The sequence below is a fragment of the Halocatena halophila genome (genome assembly GCA_027563145.1).
Lineage (GTDB): Archaea > Halobacteriota > Halobacteria > Halobacteriales > Haloarculaceae > Halocatena > Halocatena halophila.
Map to the genome: position 1 here is coordinate 1,311,170 of CP071306.1, position 21,656 is coordinate 1,332,825.

A 21,656-nucleotide genomic window follows, 5' to 3' on the forward strand; every position below is an offset into this window, starting at 1 on the left:
GCCGAACTAGTATGATTCTCTCCGACCGAGACATCCTCGAGCGCCTCGAGGCCGGCGATCTGGCTATTGAGCCGATCGACGATCCGGAGCTGCAGATTCAGCCCGCAAGCGTCGATCTCCGGCTTGGCCGCGAGTTTCTGGAGTTCCAGCGGACGAACATTCCGTGTATTCACCCGACGAGCGAGCACGAAGTCGCAGAGTACGTCGAGGAAACGACAGTCAGTGGCGACGAGGAGTTCATTCTCCATCCGGGCGATTTTGTTCTCGGCACGACTCACGAACGTGTTGCGATCCCGGACGATCTCATCGCCCACGTTGAGGGACGATCCTCGCTGGGACGACTCGCCATCGTCGTTCACGCGACGGCAGGGCTCTGCGATCCAGGGTTTGAAGGGAAGATCACGCTCGAACTCTCCAATCTCGGCGCAGCACCGGTCTCTCTGACGCCGGGAATGCGGATCTCACAGCTAACGTTCACGGAGCTCAGCTCGCCAGCCGACAGACCCTACGGCACAGAGCGTGGCTCAAAATACCAGCACCAGGACGGCCCGCAAGCCTCTCGCATCCAGGGTGACCGCGAGTTCGGAGGTGAGCAATGAGATGCGGTTCATCGAAGAGATCGTTGTCGAGGAGTTTTTGCCCACCGTCCGTTCGATGCTGGCCGCAGAGCTCAGAGCGCAGGGACTGACCCAGACGGACGTTGCAGGGGTGCTAGGAATTAGCCAGTCGGCCGTCTCGAAATACTCACACGGCGATGTCGAACGCAACGACGCGGTGTTGAACCATCCACGCGTCGAAACGCTCGTGAGCGAACTCGCCGTTGGACTGGCGAACGAAGAGATCAGTCAGGTGCAAGCACTCATCGAGATCGAGGTGTGTATCCGACAGCTCGAACGCGGTGGGGTACTCGCCAAACTCCACGAAGACGCCGTTCCAGAACTGGCTGCCCACGACGAACTGTTCGACGTTCACGACGCAGAAAGCCGGCTTCGAGCAAGCGAACGAACGCTTGGCTCAGTGCGGCGTGGACTGCGTCTGTTAGAGCAGACCAGTGGGATCGCAACGCTCATTCCCGCCGTCGGTTCGAATCTGGTCGAATGTCTTCCCAGAGCCGACGGAATTGAAGATGTAGCAGGCATCCCCGGACGAATTCTCGACGTGAAAGGACGCGTAACGGTGCCGGCCGAACCGGAGTTCGGTGCCAGCGGCCACGTCGCATCCGTGTTGCTCGCCTGTCGTCAGCAGAATCCAGCCGTGCGCGCAACGCTCAACGTCGCCTACTCGCCCGAAACGATCGCCCAACTCGAGAGTGATGGCCTCGAGTGTGTCGAGTTCGACCCCGAACAAGCACTCTCCGATGCTATCGAGCCCGTACTGTCCGACACCACAGATGTCCTCTATCAGACCGGCGCTATGGGAATCGAGCCCGTCGTCTATCTCCTCGGAGAAGACGCCCCAACCGTCAGTTCGCGAGCGAAGGCAATCGTCGAAACGGAGTGAGCAATTGGAACACCACTGGGACGAACGCCGTCCGAATGGTGGAATTTCGATCGAACGATCGGGGTTCTGCACGAAAGATAATCCTTTTGAGCATAGCTATGAAATCCACGAGTATGCCTGAGGAACTGAAAAAGGGGCTAGAGGGTGTGCTCGTCGCTGAATCTGAACTGAGTTTCATCGACGGCAACGCGGGACAACTCATCTATCGGGGCTACTCGATCGACGATCTCGCCCGAGACGCCAGCTACGAAGAGGTGTTGTATCTCCTCTGGCACGGCGCGCTCCCCACACGTGAGCAACTCGATTCGTTCACCGATGCAATGGCCACAGAGCGTGCCATTGACGATGGACTACTTGAGACGATCGAGACGCTCGCAGCCGCAGACGAAGAGCCAATGGCCGCGCTCCGAACGATCGTGTCGGCGCTTTCTGCGAGCGACGTGAACGACGTGAATCCAACCGACCGTGATGCGAATCTAGAGAAAGGCATCCGCATCACGGCGAAGATGCCAACCGCTTTTGCGGCGTTCGTTCGGCTCCGCGACGGGAACGAGCCCGTCGAACCGCGGACGGATCTCTCACACGCGGCGAATTTCCTCTACATGCTCAATGGCGACGCTCCCGACGACGTGCTCGCCGAAACCTTCGACATGGCGCTCGTCTTGCACGCCGATCACGGACTCAACGCCTCGACGTTCGGCGCTACTGTCACCGCATCAACGCTTGCTGATCTCCACAGCGCGATCACGACCGCTGTCGGCACGTTGAGCGGCTCGCTTCACGGCGGCGCAAATCAGGATGTCATGGCAATGTTAAAAGAGGTCGATGAGAGCGAGAAAGACCCGACGACCTGGGTCGAAGACGCTCTCGAGGAGGGCCGACGGATCCCTGGATTTGGCCATCGGGTCTATCAGGTCAAAGATCCGCGGGCACGGATCCTCAGCGAGCGCTCGGAGGAACTCGGCGAGGCCGCCGGCGACACGCGCTGGTATGAGTACAGCCAGGCGATCGAATCCTACGTCAGCGACGAAAAAGGGCTCGCGCCAAACGTCGATTTCTACTCCGCCTCGACCTACTACCAGATGGGGATTCCAATCGATACGTACACACCGATCTTCGCGCTCTCTCGCGTCGGCGGATGGATCGCCCACGTCCTTGAACAGTACGACGACAATCGGCTCATCCGTCCACGGGCACGCTATGTCGGGAACGAACCGCGATCGTTCCCCCAGATCGACGACCGATAACACCACCAGCCGTCTCAGTTACGTGTTGTTCTGTAGAAAAACTGGCCTAGCAGGAGCCGTGCGTACTGCTCATCGAAGGCACATCATAAAACAGATATAAATTAGAAATGTATAATTTCAATATTTGAATATCGGCGAGCCAGCACTCGACTGGATTACTTTCACTTTCACCACGGAAGAGGGGTATTTATGGTCAATCAGACAGATGGGTAACTGTCACACGCTCCATCTCCCCTTTTTGGAGCGTTACCCCTAACCACGAGCCTGGGCTATCCGGCGTATGCTTACGTACGACGACGTGGTTGTGGCGCGCGAGCGGATCGAGGGACAGATTCGACGGACGCCGATCGAGCACTCGAGAACGTTTTCAGAGCGAACGGGCGCGGACGTTCGATGTAAACTCGAGCTGTTTCAGCGCACTGGCGCATTCAAGCTTCGAGGGGCGACCAACCGCATTGCCACGATGGATGCAGACCAGCGTGCGGCGGGCGTTGTGACAGCCAGTGCCGGCAACCACGCACAGGGGGTGGCACTCGCCGCGAGTCGAGCTGGCGTCGATGCAACGGTCGTGATGCCAGAACACGCACCGATCTCGAAGATCGAAGCGACCGAGGGCTACGGCGCAGAAGTGGTGCTTCACGGAGCGGATTACGACGCGGCCGCAGAGCACGCACACGCGATCGAACGCGAGCAACAGCGGACGTATCTCCACGCGTTCGACGATCTCGCAGTGATGGCCGGCCAGGGAACTGTCGGCCTTGAGATCGTCGAGGACTGTCCCGCGGTCGAGACCGTCGTGGTACCGATCGGCGGTGGCGGATTGATCGCGGGGATCGCGACGGCCGTCCAGGGGCTCGATCCGGACATTCGAGTGGTGGGTGTCCAGGCAGCCGGCGCACCAAGTGCCTTTGAGGCCATCCAGCAGGGTGGCGTCGTCGAACTCGAGGCTGTCGATACGATTGCCGACGGAATTGCGACGCGTGCAATCGGCACGACGCCGTACGAAGTCATTCGCGAACGGGTCGATACGGTGGTTACCGTCTCCGATTCTGCGATCGCACAGGCGATCTCCCTGCTCGTCGAGCGCTCGAAGGTGGTGGTCGAAGGCGCGGGTGCGACGCCGATCGCAGCGTTGCTCACCGAGGCCTTTGATTTTGATGACGATGAGACGGTCGTGCCAGTACTCAGCGGTGGCAATATCGATCCGAACGTGCTGACGACGGTGCTGATGCGTGGTCTCGTCCACAGCGGGCGCTACGTTAAACTCCGAACCGTGCTGAAAGATCGTCCGGGGGCACTCAACGAGCTCACTCGGATCATCGCCGACAACCGGGCGAACGTCTATGCCATTCAACACGACCGAACGGCGCGAAACATTGGCATGGAATCGGCCGAAGTGGTGCTAGATCTAGAAACTCGAGGACAGGACCACGTCTCTGCGCTGATCGACAAGCTCGAGGCGTCGGGCTACCCGATCGAGTTGCTCTTGTGAGCCGGTCGCAATCACGACCGTTAACACGACGCGCACGGAGGGTCTGACATGGAATTCGATTCGTTCGTACTGGTGGCCGCCACCGATTCGTTGCACTCGGTCGACGGCGCACGCCAGCACGCCGACGCCATCGAGTTTCGGATGGATCTCTCCGAGACGCCGCGCAAGCAGCTCGAATCGTACGACGGCGAGCTCCCCATTCTCGCGACGAACCGATGGACCGCAGAAGGAGGTACCGCAGAAGACGACGCAGACCGGCTGGCGATGCTGGAGTGGGCAATCGAACAGCCAGCCGTCGCGGCGATCGACGTGGAGTTCGGAGCACTGGACGATCCTGACTGGCGCTCGCTCGTTGCAGACGCCCGAGCTGGTGGTGTGCGCGTCGTCGTTTCACTACATGATTTCGATCGAACGCCATCGAAGGCCGTAATGAACGAGCAACTGCACGAAGCAGGCAAGCACGGCGACTGTGCGAAGCTCGCCGTCACCGCTACCGACCGGCGCGATGTGCTTGATCTGCTCTCGGTCACCGAAACGCGAACGGCCGCGGGTGAAACGGTTGCCACAATGGCAATGGGCGCGGTTGGTCAGCACTCACGGGCCGTTGCACCGCTGTATGGCTCACGGATTGGATACGCGCCGGTTGCTCCGGACGACGCCACCGCGCCGGGCCAGTACACGCTCGAGACGCTTTCACAACTGGTTCGCGCGCTTTCTGTCGATCACTGAAAGCCCGGCAACGGCTGGGCCTGCGAGCTCTCTTCGGTCGGCGACTGTTGCATTCGCTTTGCCAGGCGCTGTCGTGCGGACCGGATCTCTTCGGCCTGCTCATCAAGCGCGCTGGTGTCGATCTCCACGCCCGAAATCGGCCCGATCGCCTCCTCGAGCAGTGCGCGTGCGGCGCGTGGATCCGGAAACTGGGGATTTGCCTCGACAACCAGCCCGATCGCGTCCATTTCGTGGGCCATCGCCTCGTGCAACAACGCGCCCGTCGGTCCACTGACGACACCCGTCTGATTCGGCGTCGCAATCTCGTGGTCCTCAAGCACGTCCGTTGCCCCACCAGTGGCGACGCCGAACGTCCCAGGAGTCCCCGATTTGTCACCCTCCGAATGGGGAAGCCCGCTCAGGAAAACCCCGAGCACCCCGTTGTGCTCGAGCCAGCCCACCAGACAGGCCGCAAACTCCTCACGGCGCTCGCCAGTGATCGGCACGTCGCTGTGTAAGACGACCAGCTCCCGTTCTGGATCGCCGTAGAGACGAACCGGTGGTTTTACCGTCGATTCATCCTCGTGATACACCGCGACCGGCGCGAGTCCCTCACAACGAACCGCGCCGAAATACGTCATATCGAACGTGTCGATCAGGTGATCAGCGGCGATCTTCCCGACCAGTCCGACGCCCGGAAGCCCCTCAATGAGCGTTGGGTCCTCGAACGAGAGCTCCGTTATCGTGGTTATCCCTGCCATGGTGTATAACGAAGGGAGCGATCACCTAAAGCGTCCCTCCGTTCGCACCATCGAGACCGTTGTCAGTCCAGAGAATGCATTAATTAATTTAATATATTAGATCTTTTAACAGAAACGATATAACGGATGCGTTCTAGCATCCTCGCATGAACGACCGGATAAAATTTAGTTCGATGACGGTAAAGTCTACAGTCCATGCCGTGGTTCTCGGAACGGCGGTGTATGCGTCTATTCACGGTGTGTCGGGGGTTCTCACCTGGTGTATCATCCTTTCGTTGATTGGTATCGGCTGGCTGGTGCTTTCGGGACTGGGGGCTCTGGTTCGCTCATCGATGGTCCAGTCGTTGTCCCGGACGGCAATGCGGGCACCCACAGAAGCGTCTGTGACGACAATCATCGCGCTATCGATGCGCGATGAGCTGGTGAGTGCAGTTCGTCCGCTGAGTTCCGAGGAGTTGGCCGACCGGCTTGACGTCTCCGAATCACGGATTCGCTGGATGCTATCGGCAATGACCGACCGCGGAATCGTGCATGGAACCGACGGGCAGTACTGGCTCCATCGGAATCGTCTCGGCGTGTGTTCGCTGGTGTTGCTGTTGGCGGCACGACTCGACCACACGTAGCGAGCTCGCCGTCGGCGACCGAACGAGAGAAAAGCCCCGGCTGGATACTCCTCGTATGATACTCGAACGATATCGGGAGCTCATCGATTCGTTCGACGCCTTTCTTGGGGCGTGTGATCGTCCGCTACCGTCGGTGGTGCGGGTGAACACGCTGAAGGCGTCGGTCGAGCGGGTCGAGCGAGCGTTGGCGGATACCGGCTACGAGTACGAGCAGTGTTCGTGGTATCCCGAACTACTGCGGTTGTCCACCGACACGCCGGGAAACAGCTGGCCATACGTGCACGGATGGATCTACGGTCAAGAGGAAGTGTCGGCGCTGCCGGCACGCGTGCTCTCGCCCTCGGCTGGCGATCGCGTACTCGATACGTGTGCCGCACCGGGATCGAAGACGACACAGCTCGCCGCACTGATGGACGATCGAGGGACACTCATCGCTAACGACGCCAATCTCGGCCGTCTCTCGGCACTCCGAACGAACGCTCAGCGGTGTGGCGTAACGAATCTGATCGTCAATTCGGCTGACGCACAGACACTGTCGTTAGCGCCGTTCGGCGGAGACCCGTTCGATCACGCACTCGTTGACGTTCCCTGTTCGTGTGAGGGGACGATTCGAAAGAATCCAACAGCACTCGAAGACTGGGATATTGATCACGTTCGCGGATTGGCGGGGATACAGCGCGGCATTCTTCGACGGGCGATACAGGCCACACGAGCTGGTGGGACAGTCGTCTACTCGACGTGCACGTTCGCACCCGAAGAGAACGAGGCGGTACTCGATGCGGTGCTCGAAACCGAGAGCTGTCGGATCGTTCCGTTCGAGACGGCACTCGATACCCGCCCAGGTGTAACCGAGTGGAACGAGAAGACGTTCGATCGATCCGTCGAGAAGGCCCAGCGGATCTATCCACATCTGAACGACACTGGGGGCTTTTTCTGTGCGAAACTCGAGGTGACTGGCGAATGAGATCGAACGTCGGCGAGCAGTTCAGTCGATTGCCAGCGACGGATGCGGATCGGGCTGTCGAGGGGCGGCCGACCCGGAATGGGGTGCTCTCGTTCTGGGAGGATCGATACGGCGTTTCACCCGAGGTTTTCGAGGATCACAGTTTCTGGGAGAAAGGCAGCGGCAAACTCTGGGCGTTTTCCGGCGACGCACCGGAAGGGACCCAGGTTGAGGCGCTCGGAATCACGTTTTTGCGGGTTCGCCAGGAACACTGGAAACCCACGACCGACGCCGTCCAGCGGTTTGGAAAACACGCCACCCAGAACGTCATCACCGTCGATGCGGAGGCCGCCCGCACGTTCATCGCCGGGGAGGATCAGAAACTCGACTGGGAGGGCGACTGGGGCTATCTGATCGTTGCACACGAACTCGCCGACGTGCGCGAACCGATCGGCGTCGGACTCTATCTCCACGGCGAACTCCGGTCGCAGATTCCGAAGGGTCGACAGCGTTCGGTCTGACTCAACTACGCACGGTGAGCATCCAGTCGTTCAGCGCATCGTGGTAGGCGGACTTTTCAGTTCGTTCCGGTGGCGATGTGGTCTCGAACAGCTCGGCTGTTGCCGTCCGGGCCCGGGCTTCGAGGTCATCGTCAACGGTCGCGAACTCCTCGTCGCGTTTCGTTTCGATTAACGCTTCGATGCACTCGTCATAACCAGCCCACGCACCAAGTTCCCGAACGTCTGGCTCGAGGGAGTTCCGTTCGATAACGTACTGGGCACCCAGCAGTCCTCGCAGCACGTAGAGGAACTTCTTCGCAGTTGGACGTGGATCGCGCCCGTCCGGATCCAGATAGCGGTTGTAGTTCGATCTTGCCATCCCAACATACGAATGTGCCACATCGAGTGGCAACGACGTTTCGATCAGCGACCTCAGTTCCTCGAAGTCGTCCGGTTGTGTGTTCAGTACTGGTTCTGCACAACAGACCAGCTCGAGCACGTTGTAGTTTGCCTGATAGAGCAGTTCGCCGAACTTCCGAAGCTCGTAGCTCACCAGATCAACCGCGGCATACTCTTCGAAACCGTCGGTGGTTTCGCCCTGGTTGATCACATACTGCTGTGTCGGTTCATCAAGCAACCAGTACGCCTGGCCATCCGTGATGTGAAAGCCACGCACGTCGATATCCCCGCCAGCGTCGCTTGGAAAGCCATAGAGGTGCGATCCAGAAACCGCATAAAACGCGGGCCGTGCCGGATCTGTGGCAGAAGAAATCGCCTGGTCGATCACCGTTCGAAGCGATTCATCATCGTAGTCCATCAGCGATCCATCAGTAATGCTACAACATAAATCCCACCCTAGCTACGAGTCGGTCTGACGCAACACGAGCGGGCCGATTGCGAGCGTTCGTCTCGTCATGGTGACGATCCGAAGGGTGTAAGCGATAAACAGAACGAATGGGCTCACGCCGACGGTGAAGACTGCCCCAGTGACCAAAAGCAGCGTCTCGATCCCCGCGACCGAACCGGTGACGGTGTCAGTGCCAACAAAGAGAAGCGAGCCCCCCACAATACAGAGCGACACAATTGCTACGTAGAGTATCAGCCGCGAGAGCGTCATTAGCTCCCACTGGAAATACAGCGTTTTGATGTGTTCACGAAATGCTCCATATCGGGTGAGTCCAGTTCTCAGTTGTTCTACAGACTTCATTGCTTGCTGGTCGAGCTCCTCAGTGTGGTCGTATTCGAGCTGTTCGAGCGACTGGAGCTTCGTCGCGTAGTTGAAGTTCAACAGCGATGCAACGACGGAGGACGTGCCAAATTCTACGTTCTCGAGGTCGTCTTGAATCATTGTTGCGTGATCTGTGACCTCGTTCGTAAAGTCGTTCACTTCCGTGGCGAGCGATCTATCTGTGGTTTCAGACACCGCTGCGTCGAGCTCCCGTGCGTCAGATTCAATTCCTTCGAGGAGGAGACGGCAGTTTGCGGAGACGGTTGTCGGTGGAGCATTTCCGAGCCGTTTGGCCGTCTTTTTGCGAAATTCCATTGCGTTGTTAATCCGTGACAGTTGATCGCCGAGCGCGCCGAGCTCCTGTGAGATCACGAGCTGACTGATCGTCACGACCAGTGTCGTCCCGGTGATGATGCCGCCAATCAGCGTCGAGAACAGCGTTTCGATCGTATCACCCGTGCCAATGGCCGAAGCCAGCGCGCCGCCATACAGCAGGCTCACGAGAAGGACCCCCAGAAAGATGACCACCAGCAACGCGAGCGTCACCAACAGTCGATTCCCCGAAAGACTCAACCAGAGTCGGCCGCGTCCCTGTCGTGATCGCGATGCCATCGTATTGGCCGTCGAATCGTGCTCCATACCGCATCGATCGGGAGGGGGCCAGGAAAGTGTGATTCTCATCGGTGTGAACCGTTCGATCCACGTGGCTTTTATCGACGGAGGATCTACTGATGATGTGGCTATCACGGACAAGATCTATCTGAAGAACCATCGCCAGATCGTCTCACAGCTGGACACGCAGCTTCCAAAGAGTGCCTTTGCCGGCGCGACGATCGACGTGCTCTACAGCGGTGAGGGACTGTCGAATCTCGACAGTGCCACCCGTGATCGGCTGTTGGATTTCGCCAGCGACTTTCTGGATTGTAAAGACGAGGCCCAGCTTTATTCGGGCTATCCAGAGCGCACGTTCATGCAGTATCTACTCGAACTGCGCGAGCAAGGACTCGGACCGGACGCGATCGTCGACGTGATGGGGGCGGACTATCAGGTGTACGCATACTCTGGGGATGTGCTCACATTTCTCGACGATGCCGTCCGAACGCTTGAGGCGGCCGAAGATCTCGCACGCGTCGATGGTAACGAGTCACATGCCGACCGGCTCGCTGCGCGGATCGATCGGTTGACCTGAGAAGAAACGAGACACACGAATGGACCCGACAGTTATCAGCCCAATCGGTACGTGTCGTCGCCATCCGAATCGTCGAGATCGTCGAGCACGATGATGTCTTCGTCGTTGTACTCATCGAGTTCCTGCGTGAGCTCTGTGACGTAGCGTTTGTACTCGTCCAGTTGCTCGCGGAGGTGGTCGGCCTCGAGTTCGAGGCGTTCGTGCTCTCGAACGAAGCTCTTTGGCACCTCGACTTTTGGTGGAAATCCTTCTGCTTCCGCCGGATTGTTGTCGATCTCGTGTTCGGGGACCACCCGCACCTGTCCATCGTGGGCAACGAGCTGGTCCACGTAATCGCGGAACACAGCTGAAAGCGAAATGTCTCGTTCCTCGGCGATGTCGCGTAACACCTCGAATACGTCCTCATTAACACGGAACGAGATTGTCTTGTTCTTATTGCCCATCAGTGAAGAGATACTCGTTCAACCTACTTAATCGTTTGTGAGAGAACTGATTGGTGTCAATATTAATAGTCGAGAGAGAGGCTCTGACGGCCGAAGATGAGTGATGTGGGGAGGATGAAGGGACCGACACACGCTCGATCAGTAGTTTTTCGTGAGTCATTCTCGACCGCCGCATTAATTGCCACTCAGTAGTGTGTTTCGCATAGTATATCGCATGAATGAGATCGAACGCCCTGCGGAGGTTATCGATCTGATCGATCAGTTCCACGGACGCGAACGCGCACTCAGCGCGCTATTTGTCCTGCTAGTGATGGCGGTCTATCTGGTTGCGTATTTTTCGACGCCATTGTTGGTATCAACAGGGATAGCGATCGTGATACTCCTCATCGTTCGAACACCCATCTATCAATCATATGGATCAATCAAACTCCAAACACCGATGACAGAAACGGCGGTGATCGAGAGCTTCTCCGGGCCAACACCACCAGTGCTTGGTTTTCAATGGGGCGTCGCTGATGCAATCTCCATCGAAGACGGAACCGTGAACTGTGAGACATCGTATCTTTTCGGCGTGCGATCTGTGATCGTGGCCATCGATGCAACTGTCGATGACACTTCCGATGGCAAAACGCGAGTCACACTGGATGTTACGGAGGACGAAACGCCATGGGGTACCTATACGTGCACCATCACAACCGACGGTGAGCACGCGATCGTCGATATCGACTACCGATCGAACCGTCGGTTCGGCCTCCGGCGGCTCCCACAACAGCTCCTGGCGAGCAGGTATCGTGATGCAATCCTTGAGACACAGGGGTTTGCTGTCGTTGAGCGAGAGAGCCACGTCGGGTTGTGACATTTTGTACGTGGTCCCGAGGAACAGCTCACGGACAGTTATGGGCCCCAATTGCTGTCCAGCGAACAGACCAATCGAAGTGTGACTGATTAGCTATGCCGATGCATTCTCAAAGGAACGGCAGCTGTCTTGATTTCCTGAATCGAACTGACGAGCGTCTCCGTCTCAACAGCAAACCTTCCCAACAGTGTTACGACACTGGCATCTCGTTTTCGGCTGGCTCATCCGCTCCGTCGAGTTCCTCAAGCACCGCCAGTGCCTCCTCGCGGTAGAGCTCTGGTGCACTCTCGTACTGCTCGTCTGCCATCGTCGCGTACTCGGATGGCTGTGTTACCGCCTCGCTTGCGCGCTCAATCGTCTTGAGTGCCGTCTCGACGACCCATCGATCGCGCGTGTCATCATCAATGATCGAGATCGATTCCGGCCGGATCGAGACGTTCATCTCGCCGTCATCCGTCTCATACGTTCTGGGCTTGCCGACGATCGAAACGTAGATCGGCGGCTGTGCCTCGCGCAACATCGTTGCCGCCTCGGGCTGATACTGCCCGGCATACACGAAAAACGTCCCCGAGGGATCGACCACACGACCCTGCCAGTACTCGCTGTCGGAGCCCACATCCTGGGTTTCGGTGAGCGTTCCCGCAACGAACACCCGATTTGCGCGCTCACCGGTAGGCAACAGCCCGTAAACCGGCGCACGCTCTTCGTCGGATTCTTTGAACGTGTATGTGATGTCGTTGAACTCCGTGGCAAACACCCGGCGCGCAACTGCACGCGATGGCTGGCCGTCAGAGGGAGTGGATTCTGATTGTGACATCTACATCGACCTCGCGCGAACGAGTGCATCGTTCGTGTCCATCGCCCCAAGTCGTTCGAACTCGTTAACGAGGAGATACCGACCGAATTTTGGACCCGTCACCTGGTAATATCGCCCGAGCGTCGAGGACTTCATCTCTTCGATCACCACGCTCGTATCCAGGGCGTCCTTGGCCATCTCCTTTGCGCGATCGAGCGTGATATCGGTCAACGTCTCGGTCTGCTCACAGTCGAAAATTACCTCCTGAACGGCCGTGCCGTCGTCCAGCACGCCCTTGATTCGGAGATCGAACTCGCCGTCGACTTCGCCGTGTTCCGAACAACGCCCGTTCTGGAGCACACGCGTGCAATCGTCCGTGGGACAGCGCTTGATCAATCCACTGCCACGCTGGATGTCCACCAGCGCGCCGATCTGCTCTACGGTGTCGTCGCCAACCTCGATGTCGTCCTCGAGCTCGGTGATTGAGGTGGTTCGATTGAGCTTGATCGAATACTGACCCTCGTACTCATCAGTGACGACGTTCGACAGATCGTAGACGCTCTCTTCTTCGAGTTCTTCGAGCTCGCTCGTGGCAAACGAAACGAACTTTATCCGCCCGGATTCGTCGCCGAGGAGGCCGACCTGCGCGATGGCGTCGCTGCGTGGCTCCCAGAGCTCGACGACCTTCACGCGCACGTCAACCCACTGCTCGTCCTCGTCGATCGACCCAACGGAAACGCGCTCGGTCTGCCCACTGGCGAGCTCGTCGCGCTCGAGATCGGCCTCGGAGAGATAGCTACTCACGAGACTGCGCCGTGCCTCCTCGGGAGGGACTTTATACTCCGACACCAGCGTCTCAAGGCGATCTTCGATCTCTTCGAGATCGACCTCGAGATGGTCGTCGAACTGGGCGTGGACCGACTCCGCGTGTTGGCGTAATTCCGACATTGTGGCTCTGTCTCTTCGTATTTTCGGTGAGAGACAATGTGCGGTTCGACCTTATCCTTCTTAAATTCTCCATATTCGATTTTAGAAATGATGGCAGCACAGAGAGTGCACGCGGCGAGCACCATCGTTTTCTCCGATGAGAACATAGTCCAGGCCATGTCCTCGCGTCGGCGACTAGAGCGGCTGTTACACGCGAAGTTTCGCGCAGCTGGAATGCAGATCGAGCAGGCAAAGCAGACGTTTGCCACGACAAAACGCGCGGCCGAAGCCGACCTTCCGACCGATGAGAACGGAAACGCGCGAATTGTCTGTCGACGATACGCAGAGCGACGCTCTGTGGGACTCGATGCGTCGGGGCGGCCACCGTGTTTCGATCCCACCAGCCAGGACTGTCAGGGCTGTGTTGAAGACATTCAAGAAGAGACGATCGAAACGTGGAATCCCGCCGGTGGTGATTTGTACCGGCGATAGTAACCGACGGTATGCAGATCGCAGTGGTGCTTGCCGGTGGCATCGGCACACGGATGTATCCAGCGAGCGCGCCCGAGCGCCCCAAACAGTTTCTCTCATTTGCGGACGATGACGCCTCCTTGTTGGGCCAGACCGTCGAACGCGTCAGACCGATCGTCGATCAGGTGTGTGTGGTGACCCGCCCGGCATACGCCGACAACGTTCGATCGCACGTTCCCGACGCGACGGTGCTCACCGAACCGATGGGAAAAGACACCGGTCCAGCGCTCGTGTATGCAGCCCACGAGCTCCAGAACACCGGTGAGAACCCCGTACTGTTCTGTTTGCCGAGCGACCAGCACGTCGGCGAGGGGTTTCAGGCAGTGGCACAAAACGCAATGGCTGTCGCCGAACGGACCGACCAGCTCGTCACCCTTGGGATCGAACCGACGCGCGCGGCGATCGAATATGGCTATATCAAGCCTGGAGACGATCATGGCGACCATCTCGCCGTCGAGGGATTTTACGAAAAACCCGATCCCGGTGCGGCTGCGCGATACGTATACAACGATTTCTACTGGAACGCGGGGATGTTCGCCTGGACACCCGAGACGCTACTCACTGCAGCGAGATCGACGCCGCTTTCGTCTCTCGTTGGGGCACTCGAGGAGAACGATCCACTCACCGGCTTCGATAGTGTCGATCCGATCAGCATCGACCACGCCGTCCTGGAACGAACCGAGGAAATTGCCGTCGTTCCGGCTGCTATCGAGTGGGACGACCTTGGCTCGTGGGATTCGCTCGGGCGCATTCTCGACGCTAACGTGAATGGCACCGTCAGCAGTGGTGACGTGCTTTCGATCGAGACAGAAAACTGCGTGCTCGCCTGTGATTCCTCGACAGAAATCAATGCGGTTGGCGTCACCGATCTCGTCGTCGCGGCGTTCGACGACCGGGTGCTGGTCGTCCCAACAAACGAAACACAACGGGTCAGAGAAGTCGTCGACAAACGGACGGCGTCCACTCGCGAGTCCTGATCAGGAGCCCCAGAAATTGTCGCGGCTGCCCAGGCGTTTTCGCCCCATTGGCTCGTCGTCATCGTCGTCGTCGGGGACTTCCGTCTGATCGACATCGTCCATTGGCAGCCGTTCGAGCTCTTCGGCGCGGGCGTGATTCGACCGGACGGTGGTAACTTTCACCCGGGCGCGGGCATCGGGCAACACGCCATCAACCAGCACGATAAACCCCTCTTCGGTCCGACCAACGCCGGCACCGCTCTCGTGAATGTCCGTGACATCGACGACGATCTCTTGGCCAGGGGTGACTGGCTGAGATTTGAGTTCGCGAATTGGCTGATTGTAGTGATTACACCACTCAGCTCCCCCTCGCTCGCTGAAATGTTGACACCCCATCCCTTCGATCCGTTCGGAGTAATGAGGGCATTCGTCCGCGAGTGGACAGTCCGACATACAGATACCAGCGTGGCAGTCGTCTAAATCGTTACGACACGCTCTGCACGACGGCACCTGAGCCCGACCAACTGGTGTCAGATCAATTTCATCTCGTCAGTAGGTAGCAGGTAATCGTGGGTAGCTCACCACCGAGTTGCGCTGTCGTGAACGGCCGGCGCGAAACGAAACCGTTAGGTGAGTACTGCCCAAACGAATGAGTACGGGGTTGTGGGTTAGCCTGGTATACTTGCGGCCTTGGGTGCCGTTGACCTCGGTTCAAATCCGAGCAACCCCATCTTCTGTCGTGTTGTTTCACCGTGAACCAGCCGGCTTTTCAGCACCGATCACATACCTTGAGTATGTCGTGTCGGCAGTGTCGGTCGTCGCTTGATCGCCCTGGCGATTACTGTTTAGTCTGTAACACGGCCAACGCCGACACTGTCGTCTTAGAACTCAATCGTGATCGCGCTCGCGTGAGCGCACTCAACGACGAGACCGTTCTTGGCTCGCGAGTGATCACCACCACGCCCGAGAGCGACGGCGAAGCCGCAGTGGTCGAACTTCGCAACTTCGTTGGATTGATCGCGGACGACGTTCGGCGCAAGCGCCCCGAGGAGGTGTACGTCACCGGCGACCGGACGGTGATCGACCACGTGCGCCGAGCGCTTCATTATCCTCTGTTTCGGATCACCGGCGAGGATGCGATCCAGTCGGTGATTGAACGGCGAGGCAAACCCGCACTCGAAGAAGTGCATGCCTCGCTGGCCGACACGATTGGCGGCTCACACACCACGCTCATCGGCGATCGAGAGGGCCGGAGAGCGATCGAGACGGTGGCCGCCCATCCGCACGTGAAAAAGCTCGTTCCCGGACCGATCGACGCTGGCGGTAGCAGCTCTCGAACGGGCGTGCGCGCGAAAGCAACCCGCGCGGACACCAACGGCAACGTCCGGCTGCTCGTTCGTGATGGCTCAAGCGTCCAGGAAAATCGTGTCGTCACCACCGCCTATGACAGAGACACCGGCGAACGGGTTCGAGCGGACCTTAACGAGGCCCTCACCGAGTCTGGACTGCAGGAATGACCCTGTCGAATCGAACTCAACGGATTTATACCCACGATTGGATTACAGACCGTATGGCCGAACAACAGGGATCTATCGGGAGCGCCGGTCGCTTTGGCGCTCGCTACGGTCGAATCGCTCGGCGCCGTGTCAACGAGATCGAAGCGGAAATGCAAAACGCAACTGTTGACGGCGACGATGTCAAACGCGTCGGCACCGGGATCTGGGTGAACGAAGCAACCGGCGAGAAGTTCGCCGGTGGCGCCTATCGTCCAGAGACGCCGGGTGGTAAAACCGTCCAGCGCTCGATTCGTGCCGCGCTGGCCGAAGACGACGAATAAGCTTTCAGACCAGACTCCCAATCCAACGTATGAGCTACAAATGTTCTCGCTGTAAACGCGACGTCGAGCTCGACGAATACGGTGGCGTCCGCTGTCCGTACTGTGGTCATCGCGTGCTGCTCAAAGAACGCAGCCGCAATATCAAAGAGATCGACGTTCAGTAGATCGGCCCGTGGCGACGACCGTCCCCGCAGCAATCACGCTCGAATTTTCCTATGAGAGTGTCGCGAGAGCCGAACTGATCGAACGGGCAATCAGTCAGGAGATCGGACAGATCGACGACAGTCGTGCGCAGACTACCATCGAGCGCGACGGAAGAGTGCTTTTGATTGAGGTAATCGCAGAGGATCTGGTGGCGTTGCGGGCGGGGCTCAACACCTGGTGTACGCTCATCGAGGTGGCAGAACGATGTGCAGAGCGCTAAATCGGTAGGGAGGATCAAACACGTGCCTTTTTGCGTTGCGGTCCTGACAGGGTAACCATGCAGGGTAATCTTCCACCAGAAGCCGAAGAGAAAATCGAGGAGTTGCAGGGACTTCAGGAGACCGCACAGCAGGTCGCCATGCAGAAACAGCAGGCTGAAACCGCACTGTCGGACACTGAGACCGCACTCGACCAGCTCGATGATATTACAGAAGACACCGACATGTACCAGGAAGTCGGCGAGCTACTCGTCGAGACGGATTATGAGGCTGCACAGACCGACCTCGAATCGAAGCAGGACAACCTCGAGATTCGCATCGACACGCTCGAGAAACAAGAAAGCCGCGTCGAAGAGAAGTTCGAAGAGCTCCAGCAGGAGCTCCAGCAGTTGCTGAGCGGTGCCGGCGGCGGTCCATCTGGTCCACAGGGACCGGGCGGCCCTGGGATGGGCGGTCCAGGCGGTGACTAAAGCTGCGCTATGGTCTCTGATTCGGCGGTCGTCCAGACGGCAGCAGAGGCGGCCGAAGGGGTCATCCTTTCGAACTACAAACAATCACAGCTCGAGGATCTCGACGTGACCGTTACGTTCGAAGACGACATCCTCAAGGTCGACATTTACGTGAATCCGCCAACCGATCACGACGCCGATCCCGAGGCCGTGATCGACGACGCGATCGAGGCGGCACACAGCGCGGTCGACGAACTGCTCGAATCGGCCGACTAGCGACTCTTACTCCCGATTCGTTTCGAACCACTCGACAGCGTAGTCTACCATCGCTGGTTGCTCAAGGAGCGTCGCCGATGTGGCCCCGACATCGCCGGTCGTGACTGCAACAGGGTGGTCGCGTTCGAACGCCGACCCACACGCCGGAAAGTCGGCGTCGCTGAACGCAACGTCTTCCCACTCGCGCCACTCTCGCTCACCATCGACGACAATGGCACTCGCGTGTGACGTCTGCTCTAACGCCAGCGACGATCGATACTCGGCCAGGTGAAGCGAGGTGTTCGTGGCGTGTGTCGTCCCGAGAAACAACACTTCGCCGTCGAGATCGTAGACGCGTGCGAGCGGTGAGTTCTCGCCGAGCGAATAGTCAAGTGAGTGCCCCTCAGTCACGAACTGTGCGTTCTCCCCCCAGGCAGCGAACGAATGCTGTGGATGGGCACTCCGTCGAACGTCTGGATACGAGCGGAAACACTCGAGGATTGCGCCCATCCCCTGGGTCGGTGTGAGCGCCGGCCGATACGGTGCCATTGACTCTCGAACCCGTTCATACCAGGACTCTGGAATCGGTGGATGATTCATGTTTGCCGGATCGCGATTGCCTGGCGAATGGGTCGCCATTACGATCGTTCCATCGCGTGTGACGACCCGTTGGAGGGCATCAACCACCGCCGGCGCACCGCCACACACCCACCCGAGCGAAGCAAGCGAGGCGTGTACCAGCACCGTCGTTTTTCGATCGAGCCCCAGCGATCGAAGATCATCAGCCAGTCGGTCAACCGTAATGGGATCCTCAGAGCGCTGTGCTGGAGGTACCTCCGTCATACGTCTCATTATTCCAAACAGCAAAAACGGATCACGGTTCGATCCGAGCGATCGGCTCAGGTGAAAAAGAAGATCAGCACGCTAACGGCAAATACGGCCATGATGAACGCTGCTGCGAGCGCGCCGGCCATCGAGATCATCACGTTCGCGTGGCTGGCGAGCGTCTCAGTCCGGTCATTGCCAAAGACGGTGACAGTCGCGCGTTCGACGTTCATTCCCGCCTCAACGGGTTCGATGTCGTCAATCGCCGCCGCGAGGAGATCCTCGATACGATCAAGCAGTTCAGACGTGTCGATCGCATCACCCACCTGGTTTTCGGCTTCAACCGTGTTGACGACGTGCGTATCGGTGGTCATCACCTCTGCATGTTCGATCGTCTTGCCGACTCGACTGTCACCACCATCAGCAGCGACTGTTCGTGTGGCGGTGGCGGTGAGACGATCGACAATCCGGTCACGAAGCCCAGGCTCCATGTTGTTGCCATCAACGAGCACATAGGCGGTTCGTTGGGTGCCAGTCTCAACAACGGCGACGCGAATTCCCAGCGGTCCGATCCCGTCCGTTGGCGTCCAGTCGGTGGGATCCCAGGCGACACCCAGCCCCAGGGGCTTGCGGTTGGCCGCAGTGAGCGAGCCACCGAGTTCATCTGCGGCGTGAATCATCGAAAACGATCGCTTCGAACCCGGCGTCACGTGTCCGAGATCTGCACCGCCGAGACCGTTGTTACAGTTGTGCGCATCGACGAGCATCACGTTCTTCAGGCCATCGCGCTTGGCCCGAGAGCTCGCAGAAAGCCCAACGGAGTACTCCACGTCGTCGGCAAACGACGGTGAATACGTTCCCACGAGCAACGCTCCGTTCCCGAACGACTGTCCAAGCATCGTCAGCTCGCCGTCGTGTTCAAGGTGTGAGTTCGTGGCCTCGGTGTCGTAGGTGATTCGCTCGTAGGCACGGTCGGCGGCGGCGATGATCGTGTCGACTTCGCGTTCGGTGACGAGATTGAAATCGTGGCCAGCAGTGGCATGTGGCGGAAATCCCAGTCCATCGGTGTTTTCGGCCACGCGTTCGGGGAGATTGCCGCCACCAATCTCGCCCATCGGCCCAGGATGGATCATCGGAAGAACAAATCTTGCCTTTTCCGTCTGATCAGCTTCTCGACGGAACGAAAGGACGGAGACGGGGACGATCGCCTCCTCACCCAGCTGTTCGAAGAAATCCTCAAGTTCGCGCGAGCCTTCGGCGATGTGTCCCACGAACCCTCGGATGAAATCCAGCACGCTCACGCCGAGGCTGTTTTGCCACGGTCGATCGATCGTCACCATAAACAGCCAGGTGGCGATCGCATACAACACACAGATTCCCCCGAGCAAGAGAAAATCCTTGGGGACGAACACATCGAAGCCGCCGGGAGCGTGATTTGAGCGCGCGAAAAACGACTGGATGATCGGCCCACCGATTTCGAGATACGTGATCGTTCCGCTGTAGATGAACAACAACACCGCGCCGGCAAGCGTCTGAATGCTCGCCGGAATAGACGCGATCAACAACGATTTTCGGGAAATCGCCATCACGACGAGCAATCGAACGGCAAAGATGCTCGCCAGCGCAACAATGAGCGTATCGAAGACGAAATTTTCATCGAGTGATGTCAACACTGCAATCGCACCCGCTGCCGTCAGAATCCCAACGACGAGCAGTTCACAGAACAGTGCGAGCAATGAGGCCCGATTCGGTGTGAGCTGCCCGCCCAGGCGCTGGTCGACATAGGGCGTGAAGATACTCGCCAGAACTGTTGGAATACCAACGAAAAAAATGCCTTGCCAGGCGTCATCGAGAACGAACTCGTTTTCAAACGCAGCGAGACCCATCAGCGCCGCAATAATAAGCGAGAACACGACGCTGGCGTACCAGCTCGGCGCGCGAAAGATAAATCGGGAGAGGCCCGCCAGATCGCCTTGCGTTTGAGTCATGCGAGCGGCTACTCACAACGGCGACGGAAATTCTCGAACAGTTCCGTCCCGGCCTCGGTGTGTGCGACTTCCGGATGCCACTGGACGCCATACAACTCCTCGTCGGTGTTGCTCATGGCCTCAATCGAACAGACGTCGCTCGTTCCGGTCAGAGTGAAATTTTCTGGCAATGCCGTCACTTCGTCGGCGTGACTCGCCCAGACACGCGTGGTTGGACCGAGCGATCCAACGAGGGGATCCTCATCCGCGACGATATCAACGTTAACGTCCGCATAGCCGCCGTACTCTCCGGTTCCAACCGTCCCACCGAGCGAGTCGGCAATCAGCTGCATCCCCAGACAGATGCCGAGGACCGGGATATCCAGATCGAGATACGCAGTACACTGACCGGTGTCTGTCATATCCGGCCCGCCGGACAACACGAGTCCGTCGGCATCGATCTCGGCTGGAGGAGTGGTGTTGTCGATGAGTTCGGTTTCCACGCCGATATCACGGAGGGCGCGATGCTCGAGATGCGTAAACTGACCGTGATTATCGACCACATCGATGCGAACCATTGATTGCGATAGATCATCGACCCGTATATACTTCTTGAAATACAGCGCTATCGGTGTCACGATCCATCAACCGAGCAGAGCGTACTGATCACTCCTGATGTCGTTCAGCTGCAGTGTGGAATCCAAACTCTGCGTGTTCTTTCGATCTGCGGGCTTGCTGTTCGGCTATCGCCTCGGTGGCGGGATTCACGTCATCGTCGATGCGGGCCCACGCATTGTGCACCTTCGCATGACACCACCGGCAGAGCTCGACGGTAATTTCGTGGGCGAGGCCAGCGTCCGTGTCGGCCACCGAATCGTCGCGCCGATAGGAGAGATGATGTATCTCAAGCAGGGGACGATCGTCATCGTGGGCCATCCGCACCTCTGCGATGCCACAGCGAACGCACTCGTGGCTCCGATCTATCGATTGAAACTTCGGGCAGTCACGCCACTCCCACGAGCTCGTGCCGACTGGGCAATCGTAATCGTCTGCGTTACGGGCGCGGGCGAATGATGGATCACGGTCGGCGTGCTCGATTGCGAACCGACAGCGCCCATCATCAGTAAGATAATCACACCGCTCGACGTGGTCGTAGGGGTTGTCCACACCCACGGACGTGCCTGACGCTGTCGTCTCCATG

The 21,656-nt window shown here is 58.5% G+C and carries 29 protein-coding genes and 1 tRNA gene; 19 read left to right on the plus strand and 11 right to left on the minus strand.

Annotated elements, in window-relative coordinates; genetic code table 11:
- Nucleotides 1–11 precede the first annotated feature (11 nt).
- The 5 genes from dcd (at nucleotide 12) to JXQ78_RS06995 (ending at nucleotide 4,968) form a co-directional block, all read left to right on the plus strand.
- Nucleotides 12–599, plus strand: coding sequence for a dCTP deaminase (dcd, locus tag JXQ78_RS06975; RefSeq protein ID WP_330632760.1), 588 nt, complete (start codon nucleotides 12–14; stop codon nucleotides 597–599).
- A gap of 1 nt (nucleotide 600) precedes the next feature.
- Entirely contained in the window at nucleotides 601–1,500 is a 900-nt protein-coding gene (locus JXQ78_RS06980; protein ID WP_330632799.1) for a thiamine-phosphate synthase family protein, read from the plus strand.
- Nucleotides 1,501–1,613: 113 nt separating this feature from the next.
- Entirely contained in the window at nucleotides 1,614–2,747 is a 1,134-nt protein-coding gene (gene citZ, locus JXQ78_RS06985; protein ID WP_330632761.1) for a citrate synthase, read from the plus strand.
- 280 nt (nucleotides 2,748–3,027) lie between these two features.
- Nucleotides 3,028–4,239: a threonine ammonia-lyase gene (gene ilvA, locus JXQ78_RS06990; protein WP_330632762.1), complete on the plus strand. Its 1,212-nt coding sequence runs from the start codon at nucleotides 3,028–3,030 to the stop codon at nucleotides 4,237–4,239.
- Nucleotides 4,240–4,287: 48 nt separating this feature from the next.
- Nucleotides 4,288–4,968: a type I 3-dehydroquinate dehydratase gene (locus tag JXQ78_RS06995; protein ID WP_330632763.1), complete on the plus strand. Its 681-nt coding sequence runs from the start codon at nucleotides 4,288–4,290 to the stop codon at nucleotides 4,966–4,968.
- On the opposite strand, the gene JXQ78_RS07000 is transcribed toward JXQ78_RS06995, so the two are convergent.
- The gene (locus tag JXQ78_RS07000; RefSeq protein WP_330632764.1) at nucleotides 4,962–5,708 is read right to left on the minus strand and encodes a proteasome assembly chaperone family protein; all 747 of its coding nucleotides are present in this window, start codon (nucleotides 5,706–5,708) and stop codon (nucleotides 4,962–4,964) included. The two genes, JXQ78_RS06995 and JXQ78_RS07000, sit on opposite strands and share 7 nt — an antisense overlap.
- Nucleotides 5,709–5,854: 146 nt before the next feature.
- On the opposite strand from JXQ78_RS07000, the gene JXQ78_RS07005 reads away from it, so the two are divergent.
- From JXQ78_RS07005 to JXQ78_RS07015, 3 genes are read left to right on the plus strand one after another with little or no spacing between them, the layout of a single operon-like run.
- Nucleotides 5,855–6,331 (plus strand): hypothetical protein, encoded by a 477-nt coding sequence (locus JXQ78_RS07005; RefSeq protein WP_330632765.1) that lies wholly within the window; start codon nucleotides 5,855–5,857, stop codon nucleotides 6,329–6,331.
- A gap of 55 nt (nucleotides 6,332–6,386) precedes the next feature.
- On the plus strand, nucleotides 6,387–7,295 hold the full coding sequence (locus JXQ78_RS07010) for an RsmB/NOP family class I SAM-dependent RNA methyltransferase (RefSeq protein ID WP_330632766.1): 909 nt from the start codon (nucleotides 6,387–6,389) through the stop codon (nucleotides 7,293–7,295).
- Nucleotides 7,292–7,795, plus strand: coding sequence for a DUF7122 family protein (locus tag JXQ78_RS07015; RefSeq protein ID WP_330632767.1), 504 nt, complete (start codon nucleotides 7,292–7,294; stop codon nucleotides 7,793–7,795). The genes JXQ78_RS07010 and JXQ78_RS07015 overlap by 4 nt, the downstream gene beginning before the upstream one ends.
- Before the next feature lies 1 nt (nucleotide 7,796).
- Here the strand turns inward: JXQ78_RS07015 and JXQ78_RS07020 are convergent, their stop codons facing one another.
- The gene (locus tag JXQ78_RS07020) at nucleotides 7,797–8,591 is read right to left on the minus strand and encodes a nucleotidyltransferase domain-containing protein (RefSeq protein WP_330632768.1); all 795 of its coding nucleotides are present in this window, start codon (nucleotides 8,589–8,591) and stop codon (nucleotides 7,797–7,799) included.
- A 42-nt stretch (nucleotides 8,592–8,633) separates the two neighbouring features.
- Entirely contained in the window at nucleotides 8,634–9,641 is a 1,008-nt protein-coding gene (locus JXQ78_RS07025; RefSeq protein WP_330632769.1) for a hypothetical protein, read from the minus strand.
- 97 nt (nucleotides 9,642–9,738) lie between these two features.
- Here JXQ78_RS07025 and JXQ78_RS07030 point away from each other — a divergent pair, with 97 nt between their 5' ends.
- The gene (locus JXQ78_RS07030) at nucleotides 9,739–10,191 is read left to right on the plus strand and encodes a DUF5814 domain-containing protein (protein WP_330632770.1); all 453 of its coding nucleotides are present in this window, start codon (nucleotides 9,739–9,741) and stop codon (nucleotides 10,189–10,191) included.
- A 35-nt stretch (nucleotides 10,192–10,226) separates the two neighbouring features.
- Here the strand turns inward: JXQ78_RS07030 and JXQ78_RS07035 are convergent, their stop codons facing one another.
- Entirely contained in the window at nucleotides 10,227–10,634 is a 408-nt protein-coding gene (locus JXQ78_RS07035) for a CopG family transcriptional regulator (protein WP_330632771.1), read from the minus strand.
- 214 nt (nucleotides 10,635–10,848) lie between these two features.
- Between JXQ78_RS07035 and JXQ78_RS07040 the strand changes: the two genes are divergently transcribed.
- Entirely contained in the window at nucleotides 10,849–11,490 is a 642-nt protein-coding gene (locus JXQ78_RS07040; RefSeq protein ID WP_330632772.1) for a hypothetical protein, read from the plus strand.
- A 190-nt stretch (nucleotides 11,491–11,680) separates the two neighbouring features.
- On the opposite strand, the gene JXQ78_RS07045 is transcribed toward JXQ78_RS07040, so the two are convergent.
- Nucleotides 11,681–12,307: an RPA family protein gene (locus JXQ78_RS07045; protein WP_330632773.1), complete on the minus strand. Its 627-nt coding sequence runs from the start codon at nucleotides 12,305–12,307 to the stop codon at nucleotides 11,681–11,683.
- A complete protein-coding gene (locus tag JXQ78_RS07050; RefSeq protein ID WP_330632774.1) occupies nucleotides 12,308–13,234 on the minus strand; it encodes a replication factor A in 927 nt (308 codons plus the stop codon).
- A gap of 156 nt (nucleotides 13,235–13,390) precedes the next feature.
- Here JXQ78_RS07050 and JXQ78_RS07055 point away from each other — a divergent pair, with 156 nt between their 5' ends.
- Together JXQ78_RS07055 and JXQ78_RS07060 are read left to right on the plus strand one after the other, a co-directional pair.
- Nucleotides 13,391–13,705 carry a DUF7091 family protein gene (locus JXQ78_RS07055; RefSeq protein ID WP_330632775.1) on the plus strand — a complete coding sequence of 105 codons (315 nt, stop codon included), beginning with the start codon at nucleotides 13,391–13,393 and terminating at the stop codon, nucleotides 13,703–13,705.
- Nucleotides 13,706–13,716: 11 nt separating this feature from the next.
- Nucleotides 13,717–14,721, plus strand: a complete 1,005-nt coding sequence (locus JXQ78_RS07060; RefSeq protein WP_330632776.1) for a mannose-1-phosphate guanylyltransferase — start codon at nucleotides 13,717–13,719, stop codon at nucleotides 14,719–14,721.
- Here the strand turns inward: JXQ78_RS07060 and JXQ78_RS07065 are convergent, their stop codons facing one another.
- The gene (locus JXQ78_RS07065) at nucleotides 14,722–15,153 is read right to left on the minus strand and encodes a TRAM domain-containing protein (RefSeq protein WP_330632777.1); all 432 of its coding nucleotides are present in this window, start codon (nucleotides 15,151–15,153) and stop codon (nucleotides 14,722–14,724) included. It lies immediately after the preceding gene.
- 204 nt (nucleotides 15,154–15,357) lie between these two features.
- On the opposite strand from JXQ78_RS07065, the gene JXQ78_RS07070 reads away from it, so the two are divergent.
- From JXQ78_RS07070 to JXQ78_RS07100, 7 genes are all read left to right on the plus strand, one after another.
- Nucleotides 15,358–15,430, plus strand: a tRNA-Pro gene (locus JXQ78_RS07070).
- Nucleotides 15,431–15,494: 64 nt separating this feature from the next.
- Nucleotides 15,495–16,217: a DUF2103 domain-containing protein gene (locus tag JXQ78_RS07075; protein ID WP_330632778.1), complete on the plus strand. Its 723-nt coding sequence runs from the start codon at nucleotides 15,495–15,497 to the stop codon at nucleotides 16,215–16,217.
- Between the two features lie 53 nt (nucleotides 16,218–16,270).
- Nucleotides 16,271–16,537 (plus strand): 50S ribosomal protein L37ae, encoded by a 267-nt coding sequence (locus JXQ78_RS07080; RefSeq protein WP_330632779.1) that lies wholly within the window; start codon nucleotides 16,271–16,273, stop codon nucleotides 16,535–16,537.
- Nucleotides 16,538–16,566: 29 nt separating this feature from the next.
- Nucleotides 16,567–16,701: a DNA-directed RNA polymerase subunit P gene (locus JXQ78_RS07085; protein WP_330632780.1), complete on the plus strand. Its 135-nt coding sequence runs from the start codon at nucleotides 16,567–16,569 to the stop codon at nucleotides 16,699–16,701.
- Between the two features lie 8 nt (nucleotides 16,702–16,709).
- On the plus strand, nucleotides 16,710–16,961 hold the full coding sequence (locus tag JXQ78_RS07090) for a KEOPS complex subunit Pcc1 (protein WP_330632781.1): 252 nt from the start codon (nucleotides 16,710–16,712) through the stop codon (nucleotides 16,959–16,961).
- A gap of 57 nt (nucleotides 16,962–17,018) precedes the next feature.
- Nucleotides 17,019–17,429 carry a prefoldin subunit beta gene (locus tag JXQ78_RS07095; protein WP_330632782.1) on the plus strand — a complete coding sequence of 137 codons (411 nt, stop codon included), beginning with the start codon at nucleotides 17,019–17,021 and terminating at the stop codon, nucleotides 17,427–17,429.
- Nucleotides 17,430–17,438: 9 nt separating this feature from the next.
- Nucleotides 17,439–17,684 carry a DUF3194 domain-containing protein gene (locus JXQ78_RS07100; protein ID WP_330632783.1) on the plus strand — a complete coding sequence of 82 codons (246 nt, stop codon included), beginning with the start codon at nucleotides 17,439–17,441 and terminating at the stop codon, nucleotides 17,682–17,684.
- Nucleotides 17,685–17,690: 6 nt separating this feature from the next.
- On the opposite strand, the gene JXQ78_RS07105 is transcribed toward JXQ78_RS07100, so the two are convergent.
- The 4 genes from JXQ78_RS07105 to JXQ78_RS07120 all read right to left on the minus strand — a co-directional run bounded on the left by JXQ78_RS07105 (nucleotide 17,691) and on the right by JXQ78_RS07120 (nucleotide 21,655).
- A complete protein-coding gene (locus JXQ78_RS07105) occupies nucleotides 17,691–18,506 on the minus strand; it encodes an aminoglycoside N(3)-acetyltransferase (RefSeq protein ID WP_330632784.1) in 816 nt (271 codons plus the stop codon).
- A gap of 56 nt (nucleotides 18,507–18,562) precedes the next feature.
- Nucleotides 18,563–20,476, minus strand: a complete 1,914-nt coding sequence (locus JXQ78_RS07110; RefSeq protein WP_330632785.1) for a DUF2070 family protein — start codon at nucleotides 20,474–20,476, stop codon at nucleotides 18,563–18,565.
- 8 nt (nucleotides 20,477–20,484) lie between these two features.
- Nucleotides 20,485–21,033 (minus strand): GMP synthase subunit A, encoded by a 549-nt coding sequence (locus tag JXQ78_RS07115; RefSeq protein ID WP_330632786.1) that lies wholly within the window; start codon nucleotides 21,031–21,033, stop codon nucleotides 20,485–20,487.
- 88 nt (nucleotides 21,034–21,121) lie between these two features.
- On the minus strand, nucleotides 21,122–21,655 hold the full coding sequence (locus JXQ78_RS07120; protein ID WP_330632787.1) for a DUF7097 family protein: 534 nt from the start codon (nucleotides 21,653–21,655) through the stop codon (nucleotides 21,122–21,124).
- Between the last annotated feature and the right edge of the window lies 1 nt (nucleotide 21,656).